Annotated in this window: 23 protein-coding genes; 7 read left to right on the forward strand and 16 right to left on the reverse strand. The window is 46.1% G+C overall.

Going from position 1 to position 22,126, the window contains the following annotated elements; all coding sequences use genetic code 11:
- Positions 1 to 171: 171 nt before the first annotated feature.
- From AAV35_RS09580 to AAV35_RS09595, 4 genes are all read right to left on the reverse strand, one after another.
- Positions 172 to 1,980: an IS1182 family transposase gene (locus AAV35_RS09580; RefSeq protein ID WP_244890593.1), complete on the reverse strand. Its 1,809-nt coding sequence runs from the start codon at positions 1,978 to 1,980 to the stop codon at positions 172 to 174.
- A 227-nt stretch (positions 1,981 to 2,207) separates the two neighbouring features.
- The gene (locus AAV35_RS09585) at positions 2,208 to 3,149 is read right to left on the reverse strand and encodes a glycine betaine ABC transporter substrate-binding protein (protein WP_008592275.1); all 942 of its coding nucleotides are present in this window, start codon (positions 3,147 to 3,149) and stop codon (positions 2,208 to 2,210) included.
- 64 nt (positions 3,150 to 3,213) lie between these two features.
- Complete coding sequence (locus AAV35_RS09590; RefSeq protein WP_008592273.1) at positions 3,214 to 4,065, reverse strand: ABC transporter permease; 852 nt, start codon at positions 4,063 to 4,065, stop codon at positions 3,214 to 3,216.
- Positions 4,049 to 5,251 (reverse strand): quaternary amine ABC transporter ATP-binding protein, encoded by a 1,203-nt coding sequence (locus tag AAV35_RS09595; RefSeq protein ID WP_008592266.1) that lies wholly within the window; start codon positions 5,249 to 5,251, stop codon positions 4,049 to 4,051. Before AAV35_RS09595 ends, AAV35_RS09590 begins: the two co-directional genes overlap by 17 nt.
- Positions 5,252 to 5,524: 273 nt before the next feature.
- Between AAV35_RS09595 and AAV35_RS09600 the strand changes: the two genes are divergently transcribed.
- The 4 genes from AAV35_RS09600 (at position 5,525) to AAV35_RS09615 (ending at position 8,308) form a co-directional block, all read left to right on the forward strand.
- Positions 5,525 to 6,049 (forward strand): GbsR/MarR family transcriptional regulator, encoded by a 525-nt coding sequence (locus AAV35_RS09600; protein WP_008592265.1) that lies wholly within the window; start codon positions 5,525 to 5,527, stop codon positions 6,047 to 6,049.
- Positions 6,050 to 6,371: 322 nt separating this feature from the next.
- Positions 6,372 to 6,923, forward strand: coding sequence for a DUF3267 domain-containing protein (locus tag AAV35_RS09605; protein ID WP_008592264.1), 552 nt, complete (start codon positions 6,372 to 6,374; stop codon positions 6,921 to 6,923).
- Positions 6,924 to 7,005: 82 nt separating this feature from the next.
- On the forward strand, positions 7,006 to 7,194 hold the full coding sequence (locus AAV35_RS09610; RefSeq protein WP_008592263.1) for a hypothetical protein: 189 nt from the start codon (positions 7,006 to 7,008) through the stop codon (positions 7,192 to 7,194).
- Between the two features lie 205 nt (positions 7,195 to 7,399).
- On the forward strand, positions 7,400 to 8,308 hold the full coding sequence (locus tag AAV35_RS09615) for a peptidylprolyl isomerase (RefSeq protein WP_008592262.1): 909 nt from the start codon (positions 7,400 to 7,402) through the stop codon (positions 8,306 to 8,308).
- Positions 8,309 to 8,421: 113 nt separating this feature from the next.
- Here the strand turns inward: AAV35_RS09615 and yhaM are convergent, their stop codons facing one another.
- From yhaM to AAV35_RS09635, 4 genes are all read right to left on the reverse strand, one after another.
- The gene (gene yhaM, locus AAV35_RS09620) at positions 8,422 to 9,369 is read right to left on the reverse strand and encodes a 3'-5' exoribonuclease YhaM (protein ID WP_008592261.1); all 948 of its coding nucleotides are present in this window, start codon (positions 9,367 to 9,369) and stop codon (positions 8,422 to 8,424) included.
- Positions 9,362 to 9,934, reverse strand: coding sequence for a GbsR/MarR family transcriptional regulator (locus AAV35_RS09625; protein ID WP_008592260.1), 573 nt, complete (start codon positions 9,932 to 9,934; stop codon positions 9,362 to 9,364). The genes yhaM and AAV35_RS09625 overlap by 8 nt, the downstream gene beginning before the upstream one ends.
- Positions 9,935 to 10,094: 160 nt before the next feature.
- The gene (locus AAV35_RS09630) at positions 10,095 to 11,324 is read right to left on the reverse strand and encodes an ABC transporter permease (protein WP_008592259.1); all 1,230 of its coding nucleotides are present in this window, start codon (positions 11,322 to 11,324) and stop codon (positions 10,095 to 10,097) included.
- Positions 11,317 to 12,213 (reverse strand): ABC transporter ATP-binding protein, encoded by an 897-nt coding sequence (locus AAV35_RS09635; RefSeq protein WP_008592257.1) that lies wholly within the window; start codon positions 12,211 to 12,213, stop codon positions 11,317 to 11,319. Before AAV35_RS09635 ends, AAV35_RS09630 begins: the two co-directional genes overlap by 8 nt.
- A 114-nt stretch (positions 12,214 to 12,327) precedes the next feature.
- On the opposite strand from AAV35_RS09635, the gene AAV35_RS09640 reads away from it, so the two are divergent.
- Positions 12,328 to 12,513 (forward strand): YhzD family protein, encoded by a 186-nt coding sequence (locus tag AAV35_RS09640; protein ID WP_008592256.1) that lies wholly within the window; start codon positions 12,328 to 12,330, stop codon positions 12,511 to 12,513.
- Positions 12,514 to 12,615: 102 nt separating this feature from the next.
- On the opposite strand, the gene AAV35_RS09645 is transcribed toward AAV35_RS09640, so the two are convergent.
- From AAV35_RS09645 to AAV35_RS09660, 4 genes are all read right to left on the reverse strand, one after another.
- Entirely contained in the window at positions 12,616 to 13,383 is a 768-nt protein-coding gene (locus AAV35_RS09645; RefSeq protein WP_008592252.1) for an enoyl-CoA hydratase, read from the reverse strand.
- Between the two features lie 130 nt (positions 13,384 to 13,513).
- Positions 13,514 to 13,873, reverse strand: coding sequence for a YlbF/YmcA family competence regulator (locus AAV35_RS09650; RefSeq protein WP_008592250.1), 360 nt, complete (start codon positions 13,871 to 13,873; stop codon positions 13,514 to 13,516).
- 72 nt (positions 13,874 to 13,945) lie between these two features.
- A complete protein-coding gene (locus AAV35_RS09655; protein WP_008592249.1) occupies positions 13,946 to 15,085 on the reverse strand; it encodes a DUF445 domain-containing protein in 1,140 nt (379 codons plus the stop codon).
- A gap of 167 nt (positions 15,086 to 15,252) precedes the next feature.
- Positions 15,253 to 15,534, reverse strand: a complete 282-nt coding sequence (locus tag AAV35_RS09660) for a metal-sensitive transcriptional regulator (RefSeq protein ID WP_008592248.1) — start codon at positions 15,532 to 15,534, stop codon at positions 15,253 to 15,255.
- An 86-nt stretch (positions 15,535 to 15,620) separates the two neighbouring features.
- Between AAV35_RS09660 and AAV35_RS09665 the strand changes: the two genes are divergently transcribed.
- On the forward strand, positions 15,621 to 16,499 hold the full coding sequence (locus AAV35_RS09665) for a PucR family transcriptional regulator (protein ID WP_008592247.1): 879 nt from the start codon (positions 15,621 to 15,623) through the stop codon (positions 16,497 to 16,499).
- A 117-nt stretch (positions 16,500 to 16,616) separates the two neighbouring features.
- Complete coding sequence (locus tag AAV35_RS09670; protein WP_008592246.1) at positions 16,617 to 17,714, forward strand: ABC transporter ATP-binding protein; 1,098 nt, start codon at positions 16,617 to 16,619, stop codon at positions 17,712 to 17,714.
- Between the two features lie 74 nt (positions 17,715 to 17,788).
- On the opposite strand, the gene AAV35_RS09675 is transcribed toward AAV35_RS09670, so the two are convergent.
- Genes AAV35_RS09675 through argC form a run of 4 tightly spaced genes read right to left on the reverse strand, consistent with a single transcriptional unit; the run spans position 17,789 to position 21,975 of the window.
- A complete protein-coding gene (locus AAV35_RS09675; RefSeq protein WP_052034763.1) occupies positions 17,789 to 18,976 on the reverse strand; it encodes an acetylornithine transaminase in 1,188 nt (395 codons plus the stop codon).
- A complete protein-coding gene (gene argB / locus AAV35_RS09680) occupies positions 18,928 to 19,734 on the reverse strand; it encodes an acetylglutamate kinase (protein ID WP_082409554.1) in 807 nt (268 codons plus the stop codon). Before argB ends, AAV35_RS09675 begins: the two co-directional genes overlap by 49 nt.
- Positions 19,697 to 20,914 (reverse strand): bifunctional glutamate N-acetyltransferase/amino-acid acetyltransferase ArgJ, encoded by a 1,218-nt coding sequence (gene argJ / locus AAV35_RS09685; RefSeq protein WP_008592242.1) that lies wholly within the window; start codon positions 20,912 to 20,914, stop codon positions 19,697 to 19,699. Before argJ ends, argB begins: the two co-directional genes overlap by 38 nt.
- 26 nt (positions 20,915 to 20,940) lie before the next feature.
- Positions 20,941 to 21,975, reverse strand: coding sequence for an N-acetyl-gamma-glutamyl-phosphate reductase (argC, locus tag AAV35_RS09690; protein ID WP_008592240.1), 1,035 nt, complete (start codon positions 21,973 to 21,975; stop codon positions 20,941 to 20,943).
- Positions 21,976 to 22,126 lie beyond the last annotated feature (151 nt).

Genomic DNA, 22,126 nt, shown 5'->3' on the forward strand with positions numbered 1-22,126 from the left:
TCCGCTCGAATGCTGTCAGTAAAAGCAAAGAGTTGAACAGTCTTTTAAGCAGAACCGGTCAGGAAGGTAAACAGTTCACAAACCAGATAACCGAAACATCCAAAGAGACACTTTCACTCATCCGTCATCTCAGCGAAGATATTAGCTCTTCTGTCGAGGGCTGGAAACAGACTATCGCTCCCCATCAGAAGGAAATCCAAAAATACTTAGAGCAGATCGAAGAAAATCTTGCAGATCTTGAAGAGAAAGCAAAGCAGCACCGTACCTCCGGAAACGAAGAAACTCCCCGCAACTGATGAAAGAGTCTGGGACATAACTAACTCGGACTCGTAGTAAAAAAACTCCGATCATCGTAAAAAGATGATCGGAGCTTTTTCGATATCGGTCTTTCCAGTCTCCAGAGGCAGAATTTGCGATGGTGGCGTTGTATTTCCGGAGGTTCACCGCCATCAGCGCAAATCCTAATTCATTTTCCACGTTTTCCGTGCCGCGCACGGAGAAACGTCGGAAACACAAACAAGCTTTCAGGAATCCAAAAACTGGTTCTACATCCACTTTACGTTGTTTGTAGATGTCCTTCGTTTCTGGTTCCGAAAGCTTTTCTCTCATATAGGACTTGTGATCTTCCCACGTCTCGTTATAATAAATCTTTCGATTATTCCCCTCTTTCGCTTTCGTACAGGAAGCTCGCAACGGGCAGCCGGTACAGTCGTCACACTCGTAGACCTTGAAGAAGCGCGTATAGCCATGCCGATCTGTCCGCCGGGAATCGTACTGGTATCTCAATGCCTGACCAGCCGGACACGTAAAGGTATCCGTTTCTTTATCATACGGCCAGTTCGCCACGTTGAAGGGATCTTCTTTGTATTTCTTCTTCTTCTCTTTCCGGTAGGTATTGTAAGTGATGAGTGGCGTTCGTTCCCGTTGGAAACGTACGTCTTCGTAGTTCGGTTCACTTCCATATCCGGCATCTCCGACGATGTAGGCAGGAAGATCAAAAAAATGATTTTCAATATGATCGAGAAACGGAATGAGCGTACGGGTATCCGTCGGATTCGGGAATACTTGATAAGCGAGCGAGTACTGTCCTTCGGTAGCGAGTTGCAGGTTATATCCAGGTTTGAGCTGTCCGTTACGCATATAGTCATCCTTCATACGCATGAATGTCGCATCATGATCCGTCTTCGAATAACTATTACGTCCCCTGAAGATCTCCATATCTTTCTGATACTTCTCTTTACGGGTGATCATGTCCTGGAACTGCTTCCGGTACTGCTTCGGTTCTTTCCGTTCGGAACGAAGCCTCTTCCGTTCCTGTGTATCCGTACTTTCTTCAATCTTCTGGTCATAAGAAGCTACCGTTTCATCCACCTGTTCCGTGATGGTTTGAAGTTCCTCGGTCGTGAGTTCATCAGCACTCTCGCGTTCAATGCCCGGAATGATCTCTTTGTCGAGGAGTTCCTCATAGAAACGGTTGGACTTCTCGATAAGCTGATCACTGTATCGTTCACTCATTCGTCGCCAGACGAAGGTGAATTTATTGGCGTTCGCTTCCAGTTTTGTGCCGTCGATAAACACAGCTTCATCATCAATGACGTCTTCCTGGACAAGCTGACAGCGAAACTGTACGAAGCACTGGCGAAGAAGTTCTTTTGTAAGAGGATTCACTCGGAATCGATTGATGGTGCGATAGCTCGGTTCGTAGCCTTGAGCGAGCCACATCATGCGGACGCTGTCTTTGAGGAGCGCTTCGATTTTCCGACCGGAAAAAACGGACTGGGTGTAAGCGCAGAGGATGATTTTCATCATCATTTTGGGGTGATAAGAGGGGCAACCGGTGTCACGAGCGAAGCCGTCAAAGGCTTCCTCAGGAATCTGTTCGACCATCTCGTGTACCGTGTAGGCAATATCATTTTCCTGCAATTTCATTTCAAAATCTAAAGGCAAAACCACTTGATTCATGTTATAATAAGTAAACATAAGGGATCCCTCCTTGGTTATTGTGTGGTGCTTTAATTATAGCAGAGGGATCTCTTTTTGTGTATAAACGTACAGAAACATCCATAGAGAAGGGGCGTCCCTTGCAATGAAAGTCATTGGAAGGGACGCCCTTTTTTACTAATATTTACTGGTTTTGTCCCAGACTCTTTTTTACATTCTTTCTACCAAAAAAACGTCCCGGAATCCGGGACGCTTTCCTACCATTATTATTCAGCAGCTTGTAAATCTTCGATAGAATCAACATCCATGTATTCAGGGACTACAAGACCGATCTTGGCACCTTCCAGATTAGCCCCAAGGTCTTCTACCTGCTCTCCGTACTTCTCAAACTGTGGACCGTGAGTGGCCGGCAGCCAGGCCGCTACCATTCCATCAGCTTCGCCGTTGGCTACAGCTTCCCACATCGGACCATTATCGAGAGGAGTAGTTGTCACTTCAAAACCCTGCTCCTTCATGACTTCGGCCACAACGTTTGCAGAAGCGATTTCCGAATCCCAGTTTACGTATACGAGTTCCACTTCTTTTCCATCAACTTTTTCTGTACCCTCAGTCCAGGATGACACTGCATCTTCATTATTGGAAATCCAGTTTTTTGCAGCCTCTGCAGGGTCTGTGCCATTTTGGATTTCAAGCATAACTTCTTCCATTTGGGAAGTTTCCCACTGGAACTGATCCAGTATCTTATAAGCATTCGGTTTCTCGTCTTTCAGTCCCGTTTTCACCATCGTTTTGATTTCTTCAGCATCTCCGAAAACCCCTTCCGGATCTTCGAGATATTTGAGGTCATATTCGGCGAACTTCCAGTGTGGTGTCCAGCCGGTAACGACAATCGGTTCTTCATTATCAATAGCTTCCCCGAGAGCAGTTGCCATAGCCCCGGAGGAAGAAGTGGATACTTCCCACCCGGAAAGGCTGTCATATGTCTCCACAGCATCCTGGGACGCTGCTACAACGCCGGCACCTGCTTCAATACCAGTAATTTCATAGTTTATTTCCTCACCGTAGTTAGCTTTTCCGGAAGATTCACCGTCAGAGCCGGACTCTCCACCAGACTCCGACGAGCCTCCGTCCGAACCGCACCCCGCGGCTAATAGCGTCAACGATAACCCGGCTGTCATACCAATCCTTTTCCAATCAAACTTAAACATGTACTTCTCCCCTTTTCTTAATAAGTTTTATATAAATCAGGACACGCGGTCCTCTTCCACCTGATTAAGGATTATCTCCCCGCTGTGTATTAAGGTTCTGCGTAAAGCGGTCGATAATAATCGCCAGAATAACGATTCCAAATCCTGCAACGAAGCCCGGTCCTACCTGGGCACGCTGAAGGGCTGTAATAACTGTCTGGCCAAGGCCTTTCGCCCCGATCATAGAGGCAATGACTACCATGGAAAGTGCGAGCATAACTGTCTGGTTAATACCGGCCATGATCGTTTTCTTAGCCATAGGGAGCTGAACTTTAAACAGCTTCTGCGCTCCCGTAGTACCGAAAGCATCGGAAGCTTCGATCAATTCACCGGACACCTGACGTATGCCGAGGTTGGTGAATCTCACCGTCGGAGGTGTAGCAAATATGACTGAGGCAAAGACGCCCGGCACCATGCCGATTCCGAAGAACGCGACAGCCGGAATCAGATAAACGAACGCCGGCATTGTCTGCATAAAGTCAAGAACCGGAGTAAGGATGTTTTCCACCGGTTTGCTTTTCGCCATCCATATTCCGAAAGGCACTCCGATAATGACGGAAATCAGACTTGCGAATATGACGAGCGTAAATGTATTCATCAGCTCTTCCCACAGTCCCTGGTTGGCCACGAACCATAAACCGATAACGGTAAAAGCGACCAGCCCGAGCTTTTTGCCGGAAGCGAAAAATGCAAGGACCGCTATTATTACGATGAATAACCAAATCGGTACGTTCATCAGCCAGTCTTCGGCAAATACTTCGATAAAGTTGCCGAAATCTTCCCTTATAAATGTAAAAATAGGTTTAAGACCTTCCTGTATGCCTTCAGTTGCTGCTGTTATCCATTCAGCTACCGGTATTTCAGGAAATATCCCCATTCAGGTTCACCTCACTTCCGGACAGAGCGGCAATTACTGCCCCTCGCACAATGATTCCTTCCAATTTTTCATTATCCACTACGGCTACCGGGACTTTAGCGTCATGAATCACATCAAAGATTTCATGCATCGTAGTCTCCCTGCTCACCTGTACTACTTCTGTACGTAATATGTTTTTCAGAGTTTTTTCTTCCTTACCTGCCGCCTCGGCTACGTCATCAGCGGTAACGTATCCTTTTAAATTTCTATCGGCATCGGTGACGTAAATACTTGATAATCCTTCTTTCCTCATTCTTTCAAGAGCAGTCCGCGGGCCATGTTTCTCTATATCCACCGTCTCCGGCCGTTTCATAATGTGTTCGGCAGTCAGTACTTTGGAACGATCCACGTCCTCGACAAATCTCTCTACATAGTCATTAGCCGGATTGATGAGTATTTCTTCCGGAGTGCCGATTTGTACTATCTTTCCATCTTTCATCAGAGCAATACGATCTCCGATACGGAGTGCTTCGTCGAGATCGTGCGTGATGAAAAGAATCGTTTTCTTCATTTTTTGCTGAAGGGCAATCAGTTCATCCTGCATCTCTTTTCGAATGAGAGGATCGAGTGCCGAAAACGCTTCATCCATCAGCAGTACTTCCGGGTCGTTGGCAAGCGCACGCGCCAGTCCGACACGCTGCTGCATCCCGCCGGAGAGCTGACCGGGAAACTGATTCATATAATCCCCGAGCCCTACCATCTCGAGCGATTCGGACGCTTTCTTTCTGCGCTCATCTTTGTCTATGTTCTGGACTTCAAGACCGAATTCCGCATTTTCAACAATGGTCCGATGAGGAAACAGTGCGAAGCGCTGGAAAACCATACTTAATTTCCGACGGCGCACTTCTCTCAAAGCCTTCTTATCCATCTGGGAAAGGTCTTCTCCGTCGATCGTCACGCTTCCTTCCGTCGGCTCGATCAATCTGTTCACGAGACGTACCAGAGTGGATTTCCCACTCCCGGACAGCCCCATTATTACGAAGATTTCTCCTGCCTCCACACTGAAAGTAGCGCGGTTTACACCGACTGTGTTCCCGGTTTTCTTTAAAATTTCTTCCTTCGACATACCTTCATCCAGATATTTGGTAGCCTTCTTGGCGTTTTTACCGAATATTTTCGATAAATCTTTTACGTCGATTACTGGCAATTCCCTCACCTCTTTCTAAATTAGCAACGATTCCATTCGTTTTCTCTTTTTGTTACCTACTTGTAATACTGTAACTTATCCGACACATAAAACACAAACTTATTATAAATGTTATTCAGTTCAAAAATAACGTACAGTTTAAACTGTACACAACAAACAAAGTATAATACGCCTTTTTTCTTTGTTTTTCGTCTATTTCCTGCCGGTGCTACTATTTTCTCCCGCAGTAGCATTGTAGTAACCTTAAAGTAATTCGTACTGGAGGAGGATTGCATGACATCTGTAAACTATCCCTTATTAGAAGAATTTCAGGCTAAAACCGTCCAGGAGTTTTCTAAAACTCTTGAGATGTTCGGTCTTACCTCCGGGGACGCGCGGCTTTTTATCATTTTATACATCCACCCTTTTCCTATGACATTGGATGACATGAGTAAGGCTTCAGGTAAAAGTAAAACGTCCATGAGCACCGGGATTCGAAGTCTGCTGGAGCAGGGGCTCGTAGAACGGGTGTGGGTGAAGGGGAAGCGTAAAGACTTCTATCAGGCTAATAAAAACCTGTATTTAAGTTTCCTTTCTTCTTTTATTGAAAAATGGATACAGCAGGCTGATGAACAGAAAGACAATCTGGAAAGGCTGCAGGCAGAGATGGCGGCCAGCAATTATGAGTTAGTCGAGGAAGGTTCCGCCGAAGAAGCGGATCTGCTTTATGAAAAAGCTGAGGAAATGAAAGTATTCCAAGCATGCGTTACGGAAGCATTCACCAAAATACTTGCGCTGAAAGAAGATGAAGTCAACTAGTTATATATACCCTCCCCTCTTAAAAATAACCGGCGTATAGTCGGTTATTTTGATTTTTGTGACTTATCCCTGCCGCCTTTCTGCCCTCTCTTCTCCCTGCACTTATTAACCCTTCTTCTCCAACGTTTTCGCAAGAACTCCATGGACCCTTCGACCCCCGCCATCACGCTGTTAAAATTCTTTTTTATAAAACTGTTGCTTTTCTTCTCAATCCGTACTATGATTCCTCTTGTGGCCGGGGAAAAAAGTCTTCGCAGACCCGGCATGTCGACGATTCAACCAACTATTGACTTGCATTCTGATGCAGAGGAGGGTATTCACTATGATGAACTGCTGGAAATCAGTAAACATCAATAAAGAATTCGGCCTGAACCGGATTTATATCTTTTCAATTTTTATTGGGGTTATTTCTTTTCTCATCTTATTTATTCCGTTATCTATGTATCATGGCTCTAATGAAGTAAAAGACTATGGGCTGTTTCCGGTAGTCGTCGTTCTGTTTCTCCTTCCGCTGTTTCATCGGCTGATGCATATGCTTCCGTTACTATTGTCTTATAAACGTATGAAGGTGTTCCTGAAATTCAGAAAGCGCGTTTTCCCGACTTTCTTCTATCAGTGTAAATCGAAACTTTCAAAACAGACGTCCATTCTTATGGCGCTCGGCCCGACTCTTTTCATATCGGCGCCTTCGTATATGATGGCTTACATGTTCCCTGATTATTTCGTGTATTTCATGCTCATCACTTCCGTTAACTTAGCGATGTCTTTCACAGACTTCCTTTATCTTTATCATTTCGTGAAAGCTCCGCGCCGGTGTATAATCGAAAACGCAAAGGACGGGTACGACATACTGATCCAGCGGAAAGAAGCATAAGACAGCACCTGTAAGAGTGCTGTCTTTTCATTTTCTCCAGTTTTTGATACAGTAAACCGTAAGAGTAAAGGAGGGGCTATTTATGAGCTTCGCAGTCGTTTTTGGTGTATTTGCTTTAGTTGTACTATTTATTTTCAACTCATTAACTCACTCCCTATGTCTGAAAACGAAAATGGAGAAAGAAAAACAGATGAGAGTATTTCGTACGATCAACGTTCTCATTACCATTCTGCTGATTTCTTCTTACGTGGAAGTCATTACGGTTTTATAATAGAGCGTCATGCACTATAAAATAATTATCGTTAAGGAACACTGCAGGTACGGGCTGCGGTGTTTTTATTTTATGGAGGCAAGTTTCCCCCTTCCGTTTCTTTACATTCACAGTAGTAAGTGAAATGTTTTTTATGTTATATTATCTTTTAGGCAGACCTTCAGGCCCACCTCTGCAAATTACATACAAGGAGTGTACGACCATTATGAAAAAAGCTGTATTAACCACAATTTTAGCTACGAGTGTTTTTACGCTTGCGGCATGCAGTTCGGATGATTCCTCCGAAACGGTTGCAGAAACCGCAAACAGTGAAATTACAAAAGAAGAATTCTATAACGAACTGAAAAATAAACACGGGGAAGAGGTACTTCAGCAGCTTGTGACGAATGAAGTACTGACCGAAAAGTATGACGTAAGTGATGAGGCCGTGCAAAAAGAAGTGGACGCCCTGAAGGAACAATACGGAGACCAGTTCGATCAAGCTCTCGAGAGTAGCGGTTTTGAAGATGTGGACGCTTTTAAGGAAACGATACGTCAAAGTCTTCTTCAAGAACAGGCTGCTGCTGAAACAGTAGATATTTCCGAAAAGGAAATGAAAGACTACTACGAACGCATGAAAACAGAAGTACAGGCAAGCCATATTCTTGTCGAAGACAAAGAAACGGCAGAGGAAGTTAAGAAAAAGCTGGCTGATGGAGCAGAATTCAGTGAACTTGCCAGCGAATATTCCTCTGACGGCTCTGCACAGCAGGGCGGCAAACTCGGTTACTTCGGCCCCGGGGAAATGGCCCAGGAGTTCGAAGCGGCTGCTTACAAACTGGATAAGGGTGAAATCAGCGAACCTGTCCAGTCTCAATTCGGCTACCACATCATAAAGGTCACCGATAAACGTGATGCGGAAGATGTGAAACCTTACGAGGAAGCTAAACCGGAAATCAAAAGAACGCTCGTAAGTCAGAAAGTCGATCAGCAGAAAATGCAGCAGCATCTGCAGAAAATCATGGATGAAGCTGAAATTGACGTGAAACTGGAAGAATTCGAGGGACTGTTTAAACAGGAATCAGCTGAAGAAGGCAGCGGGGATTCTGAAGAAGATGGAAGTTCCGAAGAATAGTCCAATTTAAAAGCTGGGGGATTTATCCAATCCCCCGGCTTGTTTTATTTATTTGTACATAAATTTATTATTAATAGACTTCTGTAAAACTGCAGGCAGGGGAGGTGTGGTTCTCACTCCATTTCAAACAGGGGTTTGTAAAAAGAGCGCTGCTCCAGCGGATAAATCCTCTCCGTAAAGCTGCCTGGCTTTGTCTTTTGCAGGGAGGTGTTCATCATTTGTATGCGGGAGTCCAGCATATCGATCTGGTGCAGAATTTCTGCTTCGCGAATGTAAGGTGGTTTCGGGCTGCCCCATTCACCTTTACCGTGATGACTCAGTACAAGATGCTTCAGCGCCATCACTTCCTCCCCTTCGATATGAAGTTCCGAGGCCGCATGCTGGATTTCCTCGACCATTATGGAAATGTGCCCGAGCAAACGGCCTTCAATCGTATACTCGGGTGAATCAGGGTCCGAAAGCTCTCTTATTTTACCTAGATCGTGTACGATAATTCCGGCGTACAGTAAATCCTTGTTTACTTCCGGGTAAATTCCACCGATTTCCCTGGCTAGGCGGAGCATGGTGACAACATGGTGAGCAAGGCCTGAAACGTAGTTATGGTGGTTCCTCGTAGCGGCAGGATATGTGAAAAGTTCTTCGTTGTACTCTTTTACGAAGTAGCGGGTGAGCCGCTGAAGATTAGCGTTGGTCATTTCGAACATGAATTCTTTGATCTGATCTTCAAGCCACTCTACACTCACCGGCGCTTCCTCCACGAATTGTTTCACTTCTCTTCCGTCTTCCTCCAGCGCCTGACGTATGTGCTGAATTTTCAATTGGGGCTTATTTCTGAATTGACTTATCTCCCCGGATACCTTCACTAATACACCTTTTTTAAACAATGTCTCATCTTCTTTTTTTGCGCCCCACAACCGGGCGTCGATTTCCCCGGTACGGTCACGTAAAAGCAGGGCTAAAAACGGTTTACCGTTACTGGCGATACTTTTATTCGCCGAGGTGATGAGCAGGAAATCGTCGAACGTCTCCCCTACCTGATAATGAGCAATTCCCTTACTCATAGGAAACCCCCTCTCTCCTGACAGGTTTCTGCTCCACTTTGGGAACATACCGGAAGATTTCCCCGGATTCTACAACACGAATAAAGTTCATCAGCCATTCATAGTAGTTTTTCGCATACTGCAACTTGTATATATCGTCTTCGAGTCGTTCCCTTAACAGTAAATCTTCCGTGTTCTGCTGCAGATTCCGGAACTCTTCGATAGCTTCATCCGCTTCTTCTATGTTCGTTTCTACATCTTTCTTCCATTTACTAGCAAAAAGAGAAGTGAAGGATTTGTACCAGTCTTCTTCAGACTTATACAGATCTTTGCGCATCCCTTTTTTAAAAGCAGGTTCTACCATTTTCATATCAGATAGTACTTTCACTCCTGTAGACATGCTCGTTTTGCTCATGGATAGCGCTTCTCTCATGTCATCGAGCGTCATAGGTTTCTCGGCAAAATACAAAACTCCATAAAGACGTCCGATAGATGGAGTAACCCCGTAAAGGTTCATATTTTTAGCGATCACCTGAATAAACTTTTCTTTCGTTTCTTCATACTGCTGCCATTCTTTATTTTCCACTGGAGGATCCCTCCCGTCTGATTCAAAATTAACATCCATCTATTCTATCAAATATTTTCTTAAAAAGCTCTATCCCTTTTTATCTTTTAGTTCACCTGCTTATCAAACGTATTCAGCTATATAACAAATTCCCTGCCCGGGAGGCAGGGAAACATGTTCTTCATTCTTTTTTGGAAAGCTGCAGCGCTTCTTTCGTGTTTTTCCATAGCGAGGAGCTGCTGTACATAAGTACACCTCCCCGATAAATTCTGGCACCGATAACTCCGAGCAGTATGATTGCGCCGACGAGAACGCCGAACGACAGAACCACTTCCCATACCGGCATTTCTCCCACTCCTATTCTCGTGAACATGACGAAGGGAGTGAAAAAAGGGATATAGGAAGCCGCCGCTATATAAAAAGCGTTCGGGTTGCTGAGGGCGGATATCGCAAAAAAGAACGCTACGACCACCAGCATCATCATCGGTGTCACCGTCTGTTGGGCATCTTCCACCCGGCTTACGAGTGAACCGAGCACCGCGGCCAGTGTGGCATACAGGAAGTAGCCGAGCAGAAAATAAATGACTGCATAAGTGATGATGCCCCAGTCCGGGTTGCTGAGACCGGCCATCTGGATAAGGGAATTCTCCGAACTGTCACTCATACGGATACCCACAATACCGCTGAGAATAAAAATCCCGAATTGACTCAGCCCCACCAGGGCAACCCCTGTTATTTTTCCGAACATCTGCGTGACCGGCGATACGCTGGAAATAAGAATTTCCATTACCCGGCTCGACTTTTCCGTAGTCACTTCCGTGGCAATGATGTTTCCGTACATAATGACAGCAAGATACATAACGAACAGCATAATATAGACGATCACGCGGGCCTGGTTCAGCTCTTCTTCGGACTTAGCCCCCTCTTCCAGTGCTGTCGTCTCAAATTCCACAGGCGTGGAAATTTCGGCAAGTGCTTCTCCGGATATATTCTGCTGCCGCGCCGCAGCGTTCATTTTGACCTGCTGTAATGCCTGCCTGACTTCCTGATCCGTGGAGGAAGTGAATTCGTCCGTGTAGTAATGACCGGCCGGCAATCCTGCTTCTCCTTTTTCGACTACGAGAAGCCCATCGAATTTGCCATCTCTTACCGACTTTTTCGCGTCTTCCGCTTCTCCTTCATATATTTCTCCACCGGGAATGGATGCAGCGAGAGCAGACGCCTCCGGTTCATCTGCAATAAGAGCTACGGAGGATTTTTCATCCTCGTCCCCCTGGAAGACTTCCATTACCGTCTGTATATTCGTCATGAGCAGGATAGCAGCCACCATAAGAGCAGTAGTAATGATAAAGGCCTTTGATTTAATTCTGTTAGTATATGTATGGGATAGAATGACAAAAAACTTATTCATATGATTCACCTACCTTTTCAATGAAGATATCTTCAAGCGACGGTTCCTCCACCTCGAATTTTCTCACAAATCCTTTGCCCTGCAGGGCTTCGAAAAGTACCTGTGCATCTTCTTCCTTATGTATCTGACAGGTCGCCCCCTCCGGTACAGCTTTATAGTGGAGCACCACCTCTTCCTCTTTCAGGAATGAAACATCGAAGTCGGCTTCGATCTGCACATTTTTCTTTCCGAACGAGCGTTTGATTTCCTTTAATTTCCCATGCACTACCGGCGCTCCTTTATGCATAATACACAAGCTTTCACAAAGTTCTTCGACGTGCTCCATCCGGTGGGAGGAGAAGACGATGGAAGTGCCCTTTTCTTTCAGCTCTTTCACGGCTTCTTTCAGCATCTCCACGTTTACCGGGTCGAGTCCCGTAAAGGGTTCATCCAGAATCAGCAGTTTCGGCTTATGCAGCACGGCGGAAATGAACTGGATTTTCTGCTGATTTCCTTTCGAAAGCTCTTCCACTTTTTTCGTCCGGTAATCGGGCACTTTGAAACGCTCCAGCCAGTAGTTGATTTCACCGCGGGCGTCCTGCTTATTCATCCCTCTCAGTTTGGCCAGATAGACGAGCTGATCTTCGACTTTAAGTTTCGGATACAGCCCCCTCTCCTCCGGCAGATAACCGACGAGGTGACTCTGATCGTACCCGATTCCTCCTTCATTCCAGGAGATTTCCCCTTCTGTCTGGTCGAGAAGACCGAGAATCATACGGAATGTTGTCGTTTTACCCGCACCATTTCCTCCGAGGAACCCGAACATCTGCTTTTCGGGTATTTCTATGGAAAGGCTGTCGACTGCAACAAACGAGCCGAATTTTTTAGTTACATTTTCAAGTTTCAGCATATTTCCTCCTCCTTCATTTTCTTTCGATTACGTTTCTTCAGTGAAAACGTTTCATTTTTAAACAAAAACTTCTATAATGTGAATAGGCATTCATCCAAAAAGGAGGGTACATAAATGAAAACATATTTTCTGACAGTATTCAGCCAGGACGGCACCAACCTGATCGACGAAAGGTTTGAAGCGGAAGACGATAAATCTGCTGCGGAAATCGGAAAAGGGAAGTTGGCCGAGCAGGGATATGAAGAACAGACTCATCGCTGCGTAGCGCCTGAAGGTCATCTCGTTCTGTTTCACAGATAACTTCAACACATAGCGAAGCCTTCCTTCTGGAAACAGAGGAAGGCTTCTTTGATTCAATTTCAGAATGAACTTTGATCTTAGATTCTTCAGTCGTTTCCCCGATTATTCACCTGTGAATTCCGGCTTTCTTTTTTCCATAAAAGCACGGACCGCTTCCTTGTGATCTTTCGTTTCACTCAGTTTCCTCTGGTTAACCCGTTCCTGCTGCAGGTAATAATCCAGTTCCTTTACGCCCGCCTGATGGTACAGAGTCTTCGTGGCAATCATCGACCTCAAAGGCCTGCGGCTCCAGCTCGTCATCAGAGCTTCCGCCTGGGACATCAATTCTTCCGTAACCATATCCACGAGCTTCAGTTCCTGAGCTTCTTGTCCCGACAGTTTCGCACCCTCCCAGGCGTACTGTTTCGCATGATGCACACCGAGCCTTTCCTTCAGCCAGTAGTGGCCGCCTCCGTCCGGAGCCAGACCGATCCCGATAAAATTCATCGAAAATACTGCATTTTTTTCAGCAATAATATAATCGCAGCTGAGGGCGATACTCAACCCGAGTCCTACAGCAGAGCCGTGCACGGCAGCAACGACTATTTTAGGCATCGTATAGATTTCTTTAACAATCGCTTCGATGTCATTCATCAGTGCGCTGTATTTTTCATCATCCGAAAACTCTTTCATCATCGAAATGTCGCCTCCGGCACAGAATCCGGGACCTTCGCCGGATATCAGAACCAGATCCGCTTCGTATCCTCTCACTTCCTCTAGCACTTCCCTGAACTCCTTAAGCATCGGTGCATTCAATGCATTGTATTTGTCGGGACGTGCCAATTGAACGTGTACAAAAGAGTCGTGCTGTTCTAAACGGAAATAATTCAATGTGTTTCCCCCTTTTTAATTCTTTACATACCTTCCTGTATTATACATTTCGACGAAAATTCCGACTTTCCTTTTAACAATATACGCACCCTTTTCTTGGCATAAAAAAAAGCCGCCCGAAGGCGACTTTTTACTGTTCTTCCTGATCCTGGGTACCGTAAAGATCTTCAAGAGGTTTCGTAATGATCTGGCTTACCTCATTGATGACCGTGTTCAAACGCTGCTCTTCTTCCATCAGCTTGGAAATATCAGGATGCTGCTGTACAAGTTGTACAACGCTCTGCGCTTTTTCCACTTCTTCTTCGGAGATTTCTTCTCCCTGCATCTGCTTCTGTTGAAGCGTCATTTGCGTCTGACGGAAATCTTCGAACATCTGTTTAGAAGATTCATCGCTCATCACTTTGTCATAAGCGTCTTTAAGTGCTGTAAATTCTTCACTGTTACGTAGTGCTTTTTCCAGTTCATATGCATTATCATAAATATTAGCCATTGAAAAATAACCTCCTAAATTTGACTCTTTTCCTACTATAACAAACGAGTTTCCGTCTGTATAGGCAAAAACTTATATTCCAAGGAGGAGTACGATACCACTTTGAAGAAGGCCTACAAATCCCCCTAACATAGCTCCGAGATAAGTGATCATCTTGAACTCGCGACGTGAAATTCCGAGCACCAGATCTTCAAGGCGTGATACCTCGAAAGCTTCCACCTGTTCCTTCACGATATCTTCCAGATGCAAATGTTTAATGACACTTTCCATCTGTACCGAAAGAAAATCGATCGCTTTCGGAACGACAAAAGCCACTCCATCTTCCGTAATCCTCTCCCGCACAGGGGTCGGAATCTCGGAGAGCGGTTTATCCCAGTATCTCTCCAGAGGTACGAGACTGCTCAAAGCTTCGGAAAATGAGGCGATTATCTCCTCACGCCTGATGTGTTGTTCAATATCTTCCACTTTCAAAGCAATCAGATGTTTATACTCCTCCACCATTACGTCTTCAATCCACTGTCTGGTCTCTTCTTTGTTTGCATATCTCACCATAGTGCCATGCAGCCGTTCGCTTATGTTTCTGCTGCTGAAAATAGAAGACATGAGCTGGCCGAACATCCCGTGTTTTTCAAAATAATCGTTGATAAGAGCCTTTACACGATATCGTCCGTCCGGGCTTTCAAGATACGAAGCTATTTTCCTCTGTACATAGATGCTTGCGCGTTTTGTAAGAAATATCCCCCTCTCTTCCCATTCTCCCGGCACAATATCTTTTATTTTTACGTCTTTTCTTCTGTCCAGCCACCCGCTGATAGTTTTCTCCAGCTGTTTTTCAAGTTCTCCGTGCACGTTTTCTTTCGTAAGTTCCGGGGCCATGGGAGAAATGAGTTCTCCCAGAGTGATTTTTGAATCGAGGAAACGGTTCACTTCTTTTCTGGTTCCCCTTAGCAGTGTTTCCCTGAATGTCTCGTTCAAAAGCTTATTCCTGAGCCCGCTCGGAGTCACCAGGTGTTCCACCACCATTTCACCCAGTTGTTTTGCCAGTTCACTTTGCCGTTTGGGAATAAGTCCCGGAGTGAACGGTATTTGAAATTTGCCTATATATACAGGACGATAGGGACGAAACAACATACGTATGGCGAGAGAGTTCGTCACTCCCCCGATCATTGCTCCAATTCCGATCATCATAATTGTAAACAGTATCGGATCCATATAATTATCCTCATTTCCGGTTATGTTTCTTTCAGTATAAGCGAATCGGTAAAAAACGTGCAATCAGTTCGCGGGACCCGAAGGTATGCCAAGTGTGCCGAGCCACGGAAGGACGCCCCTGTTTTGTTCCTCTTAACCAAAAAAACGCACCGGGACACCGGAGCGTTTCAGCGGCTCTTCACGAGCATTTGTATAGCTTCGCCTATTACTTCGTCTGCACTTTCTCCTTCGTTCTCTGCATCACGAATACATGTTTCCAAATTTTTTGCTACAATATATGCTAGGGAACGATCCATCGCCGACCGGGCAGCAGATAGCTGTGTTACAACATCTTTACATTCTTTTCCTTCATCCATCATTTTTAAAATGCCGCGTATTTGCCCTTCCACTCTTTTGAGGCGATTTTTCACATCCTGATCATATTCACTTTTCTTCTCTATATCTTCCATGAAGGAGCCCCTCCTCTTGCTAATCTGGTATTTTCTTTTAATACTACTACATCACTCGGGATTATACAAAAGAAAGGATATGTTTTATGAAAGCAGCTCAGCTGAAACAGCTTTACTCCAATTATACAACACCGGAAGAAGTGTCCGTACACGCATACGATTCCTATTACTGGTTCGATACGGACGAAGGGACGGTGGGCCTCAAGCGGGAAGAAGTTCCGGAACGTGAGCATACTCTCCTGCTTGAACTTTTCCCGAAAGCCGACCGGGGAATCTCTTTAAGGGAAGACCAGTGGAGACGTCTGCTTTTCCAGCGGGAAGAAGCAACTTTCCAGACGCCTCCTCACCGTTATCGCTTCATTTTCTTTACCGCTCCTCATTCCGTGGATCAGGAATCTCTCCACGAAGCTTTCCAGGCGCTCTTTCCGTTCCCTGTTTCCATCATCTGGACAGATGGAAGGGGCGGGGTAATCATTGAGGAGCAGACAGAGAGACCGGTGGAAACCATCGCTTTCGACGAAGTGATGGATGTACTTATGAGTGACTTCGATATGAAAATCCGTTTCTATGTAAGTGAATTCTATGAAGAGTTCCGGTCGGTCCATACCCATTTCACCTTCTCTCAAACGATGGCCGAAACAGCCTCCCGCTATCTCCCGGGAGCACTCGCCACACCTCTGAATACGGCTCTTTATCTTTATATGGATAGTTTAAAAGAAGAGAACAGAGAAATCCTTGCATCCAATTTCCTGAAAGGCACTGAATCCGACGGGGAACTTCTGGATACCGTCAAAGTGTTTCTTGAACACGGAGCGAATGCATCAGCCGCTGCCAAAACGTTATATATGCACCGCAACAGCCTGCAATACCGTATCGATAAATTCACGGAACTTACCGGAATGGACATCAGGCAGTTCGACGCAGGCGTCCTCGTTTATCTCTCTATTCTTTACATACGCTACTGACAACGTGCACAAAACGCCGTTGATTTTCCTGTGCACGTTAACCGTTTTCTTTATTGTACGGATGAGATAGACTGGTCCTTATAAAGAAAACGATTTCAAATGACGGGGGTAATGATAATGGCTGAGATCAATTTGAACAATATCCAAAAAGTTTATGACGGAAATGTGCATGCCGTACAGGATTTTAATTTACATATCAATGATAAGGAATTTGTGGTATTCGTCGGTCCCTCCGGGTGCGGGAAGTCGACGACTCTGCGTATGATCGCAGGACTAGAGGACATTACTGACGGGGATTTTATGATTGATGAAAATCGTATGAATGATGTGGCACCGAAAGACCGGGACATTGCAATGGTTTTCCAGAACTATGCCCTTTATCCGCACATGAACGTTTACGATAATATGGCATTCGGACTGAAACTTCGTAAAATGGATAAAAAAGAGATCCAGGAACGGGTTAAACGGGCTGCGGACATTCTTGGGCTCGAATCTCTTCTCGACCGTAAACCGAAAGCACTCTCCGGCGGTCAGCGCCAGCGTGTGGCTCTCGGTCGCGCTATCGTCCGGGATGCGAAAGTCTTCCTCATGGACGAACCGCTCTCCAACCTGGACGCCAAACTTCGTGTACAAATGCGTGCCGAAATCCAGAAGCTCCATCAGCGCCTGCAGACGACCACTATTTACGTAACGCATGACCAGACGGAGGCTATGACGATGGCAACCAGACTGGTAGTTATGAAAGATGGTGTTATCCAGCAGGTCGGAGCCCCGAAAGATGTATACGACCGGCCGGAGAACATGTTTGTCGGCGGGTTCATCGGCTCTCCTGCGATGAACTTCTTTACCGGAAAACTGGGTGAGGACCATATAGAAATCGATGAGGCGAAAGTAGCCGTTCCGGAAGGGAAGATGAAGACACTGCGCGAACAGGGATACGTCGGTAAAGAAGTCGTACTCGGCATACGTCCGGAGGAACTCCATGACGAACAGCTCTTTATCGACAGTAACAGTGATAAAAAAATCAAGGCTTACATCGAAGTTGCCGAACTGATGGGAGCGGAGTCCTATCTTTACTCGAGAATAGGTAATCAGGAATTCGTGGCGCGGGTGGACTCCCGCTCCGACGTCAAAGGTGGAGATACTATAGAAATCGCCATGGATATGAATAAAGCTCACTTCTTCGATAAGGAATCAGAGCTTCGCATCAGATAATCACTTAACAACAGCGCTTTTTGCCCCAATACGACAGGGCGCGCTGTTGTTTTTTATAGAATTCTTATCCGTCACTACGCTTTTCTGTGAAATACTTCGTCCAGAATGCGAAGTGCTGCATCAATCTGGGCCGTCGTCACGGTAAGGGGAGGAAGCAAACGTATCACGTCCGGACCTGCCGGAAGTACGAGCACGCCCTCGGTCCGCAACTCATCGATAATCGGTTTTACTTCATACTCCCATTCGACCCCTATCATGAGCCCGAGTCCACGCACCTCTTTTACTCCGTCGATATCAGCAACCATTTTGGTCAGCTGTTCTTTCATGTACTTCCCTTTTTCTTTTACATCATTGAGAAATCCTTCTTTAAGTATCTCTTCCAGAGTAGCTCTGGCTGCCGTGGCGCTGAGGGGGTTCCCTCCAAAGGTGGACCCGTGACTTCCCGGACTAAAATCATCCTTCAAAAAAGCCTTCCCCAGCATCGCTCCCACCGGAAAACCGCTGCCGAGCCCTTTAGCCGATGTAATGATATCAGGATCGAGCCCCATTGTCTCATAAGCGAACAGTTCTCCTGTACGTCCGGCTCCCGTCTGGATCTCATCAATGATAAGAAGCACTCCCCGTGATCTGCATATATCCTGAACGAATTCCAGAAAACTCTGTTCTGCCGGACGGACTCCTCCTTCTCCCTGAACAATCTCAAGCATACACGCTGCTGTAGTCTCGTCTATGTTCTTTTCCACACTTTCTTGATCATTCCACACTGCGTAGTCGAAAGGCTCGAGCATACGGCCAAACCCCTGCCTGACCTTTTCCTGTCCGGTAGCCGCCATTGTAGCAAAGCTGCGCCCGTGGAAAGATTGACCGAATGTCACTACTTTATTTTTGCCTGTATGTTTTCTGGCCAGCTTAATAGCTGCTTCATTCGCTTCTGCTCCACTGTTGCAGAAAAATACGGCATCCATGGAAGAGTGTGATGTTAAAATTTCCGCCGCTTCCTTCTGAGCCGGTACCGGAAAAATATTCGATACATGCCACAGCCGGTTCATCTGCTCTTCAATCGCCCTTTGTACTGCAACCGGACGGTGTCCAAGATTATTCACTCCGATACCGGAAGTGAAATCAAGATATTCATTATTATCATCATCTCTTACGATCGTTCCTTCCGCATCCGTCAAAGTTACCGGCAGACGCGGATAAGTCGGAAACAAACTCACAGAAACATCCCCTTTTCCTCTTTTGTAATGAATGTGCCTTTCCATTCCCCGTTTACTGACATAGGTTCTTTCCCGCTGACGATCACCGCTTCCCGCAATGTTTCGGATAACGCTTCTTCCGCCGCCCTCACTTTAGGTATCATTCCTCCATGAATCGTCTCTCTTTCAATGAGCTGCCTGATGTCTGCTGAGGAAAGGTGCGGAATTATCCTTTCCCCCTCCATTACACCGGGTACATCCGTTACAAAAATAAGTTTGTCTGCTTTCAGTGCTTTTGCAATTCCTGCAGCTGCGGTGTCGGCATTCACGTTCACAATTTCCCCGTTTCCTGTCCGCGCAAGAGGAGAAACGACAGGAAGGAAAGACCTCTCTAGAGGTTCCTTCAGAAGTCCCGTTTCGATCCGGGGCATCCCCCCTACGTACCCGTAAGAAGAGAAATCCAGAAATTCGGCAGAAATCACACCATCACAACCTCTTATACTCACTGCCTTCATCCCTTCCTCCGTAAACCTGTCTGCCAGTTCCCGGTTTTTCACTTCTCCCAATACTGTTTCCACAACTTCCATAGCCGGTTTCGTCGTCCTCCTCAGTCCGTGTATGAAAGGAGCGTCGATTTTTCGTTCCTTCAGTTCGGAGGAGATAGAGGGGCCTGCGCCGTGAACGATTACAAATTGATACCGATCCCTGAGTTCTTCTACACTCTTAAGAAAAATGCTTTCCAGTTCATCGATCATACTACCGCCTATCTTCAGGACAAGCAGAGGTTTATGTCCGGTAACTGGCATTGATTTTGACATAGTCATACGTCAGGTCACACCCCCATGCTGTTCCGGAAGCGTCACCGGCGCAAAGATCTACAGTGATCTTCACCTCATCCCGGGACAGATAGGAAGCTACTTCTTCCTCTGAAAAGTCGACGCCCTCCCCATTTTCAAAAACGGTACAGGACCCGACCGCCACGGTACACTTTCCGGAATCGAAACTTGCCCTGCTGTGGCCCATCGCACCGATAATCCGCCCCCAATTTCCATCTTCTCCATATATGGCCGTTTTGACGAGACTGGAACCTACGATTTTTTTAGCTACTTCTCTTGCTTCTCCCACACTTGCCGCGCCGTTCACGGTAACCTCCACCAGTTTGGTCGCCCCCTCTCCGTCTGCTGCTATTTTTTTAGCAAGGTCACAGCAGACTTCCGAAAAGACTCCTGCGAAAAGTTCCCAGTCTTCATGACCTTCGTGAAGAATTTCATTATTAGCCGCTCCGTTCGCCATGGCCAGCACCATGTCATTTGTCGAAGTTTCCCCATCCACGGTAATCTGATTGAAGGAGTGATTGACAGTAGATTTTAAAAGCCGGTCGAAATCTTCCGGATCGACAGCTGCGTCCGTCGTCAAAAACCCGAGCATCGTCGCCATATTCGGATGGATCATTCCGGAGCCTTTCGAGGTCCCGGCTACAGTTACTACGCTTTCCCCGATTTTCACCCGATAACAGACAGATTTCGTCTTCTTATCAGTAGTGAGAATCGAGGAAGCGAAGTCTTCCCCTCCTTCCGAATCCGGGTCTACTTCAAAACAGCCCTTTTTAATAATATCCATAGGCAGCTGTTTCCCGATGACACCGGTGGAAGAGACGGCTACCGAAGATTCCGGAAGGCCGTGACGTTCTGCCAGCCACCGTCTCATCTGAAACGCATTGGCCACTCCCCGGGCACCTGTACAGGCGTTCGCTACTGCACTGTTCACGACTACTGCCTGAAGCATGCCATCTTCCAGACTTTCTCTCGTCACCTGTAATGGCGCAGCCTGAAAGTGACTCCGGGTGTAAACGGCGGTACTGACAGCCGGCACATCACTGACAATCACCCCCATGTCTTTTCTCGTTTTTCTTAAACCTGTATGGGCTCCTCCGGCTGTGAACCCTTTTGGCGTGGCTACTGTTCCATTTTCTATCTTTTCTACGTTTAACGCTGTATCGATCAACCTCCCAACTCCTTTCTATTTTTTATTTATGGATATAAAGGAAACAACTTCAAACCTCTCGTCTCTTCGAATCCGAGCATAATATTCATGTTTTGTATCGCCTGACCCGAAGCTCCTTTAACGAGGTTATCTATAACGGACACTATCGTTAACCGACCTGTCCTCTCGTCCAGTTCCACATGCATATCACAGAAGTTTGAGCCGTACACATCTTTCGTTGCCGGGAATTCATCCCTGACCCGAACGAAAGGACTGTTTGCATAAAAAGTTCTGTAAAGATCCATCCACGATTCCGGATGTTCATGCAATGAGACATCGACATACATCGTCGCCATAATACCTCTCGTCATGGGTACGAGATGGGGAGTGAACGAAACTGCCTCCGATCTCCCGCTCCATCTCTTAAGCTGCTGCTCAATTTCAGGTATGTGCTGGTGTTCATTCACTTTGTAAACTCTGAAGTTCTCTTCTGTATTCGTATAAATTGTCTTTTCGTTCGGAGACTTTCCTGCTCCCGAAATACCGGATTTAGCATCTATAATGAGAGATTTTTTCTCCAGCAACCCGCTGTCGGCGAGAGGGGCAAGCCCAAGGAGTACTGCTGTAGGATAACACCCGGGGTTAGCGAGAATATCCGCCTCCCTTATCTTTTCGCCATTCGTTTCCGACAGACCGTAAACCGCTTCGTCCAGTAACTGTCCGGGAGCAGGAGGTTTTTTATACCACTTTTCATAATCCGCCGGGTTCTGCAGACGTAAATCCCCCGACAAATCAATCACCTTTACTCCGCTGCCCTGGAACAAGGGGGTCAGGTCTCTGGATACTCCTGCGGGTGTCACGAGAAACAGTACATCCAGTTCCTCTTTCATCCGTTCTGTTTCTATAGGTTTAAGCTCATCACTGAACCACTCGGACAGCTGAGGCATTAAAGAAGCGTACGGAGAACCTGCCTCCGAAGAAGAATAAAGACTTATACTGTTTATATCCTTATGATTGGCCAGAAGCCGGAACAATTCTACGCCACCATAGCCGGTAGCTCCGGCGATACCTGCGTGTACCAAACTGTAATTCCCCCTCTGTATATGAATATTTATTAATTATATCGTATATTTATACCAATAATATCTTTTTTAATGAAAATGTCAATACAAGTATCAGAATTTTGGCGCAAAAAAGGGTTGCACCGAATAAGTACTTAAAAAGTAGAGAAGA

Origin of the sequence: Salimicrobium jeotgali, from assembly GCF_001685435.2 — a bacterium.
GTDB classification, from domain to species: domain Bacteria; phylum Bacillota; class Bacilli; order Bacillales; family Halobacillaceae; genus Salimicrobium; species Salimicrobium album.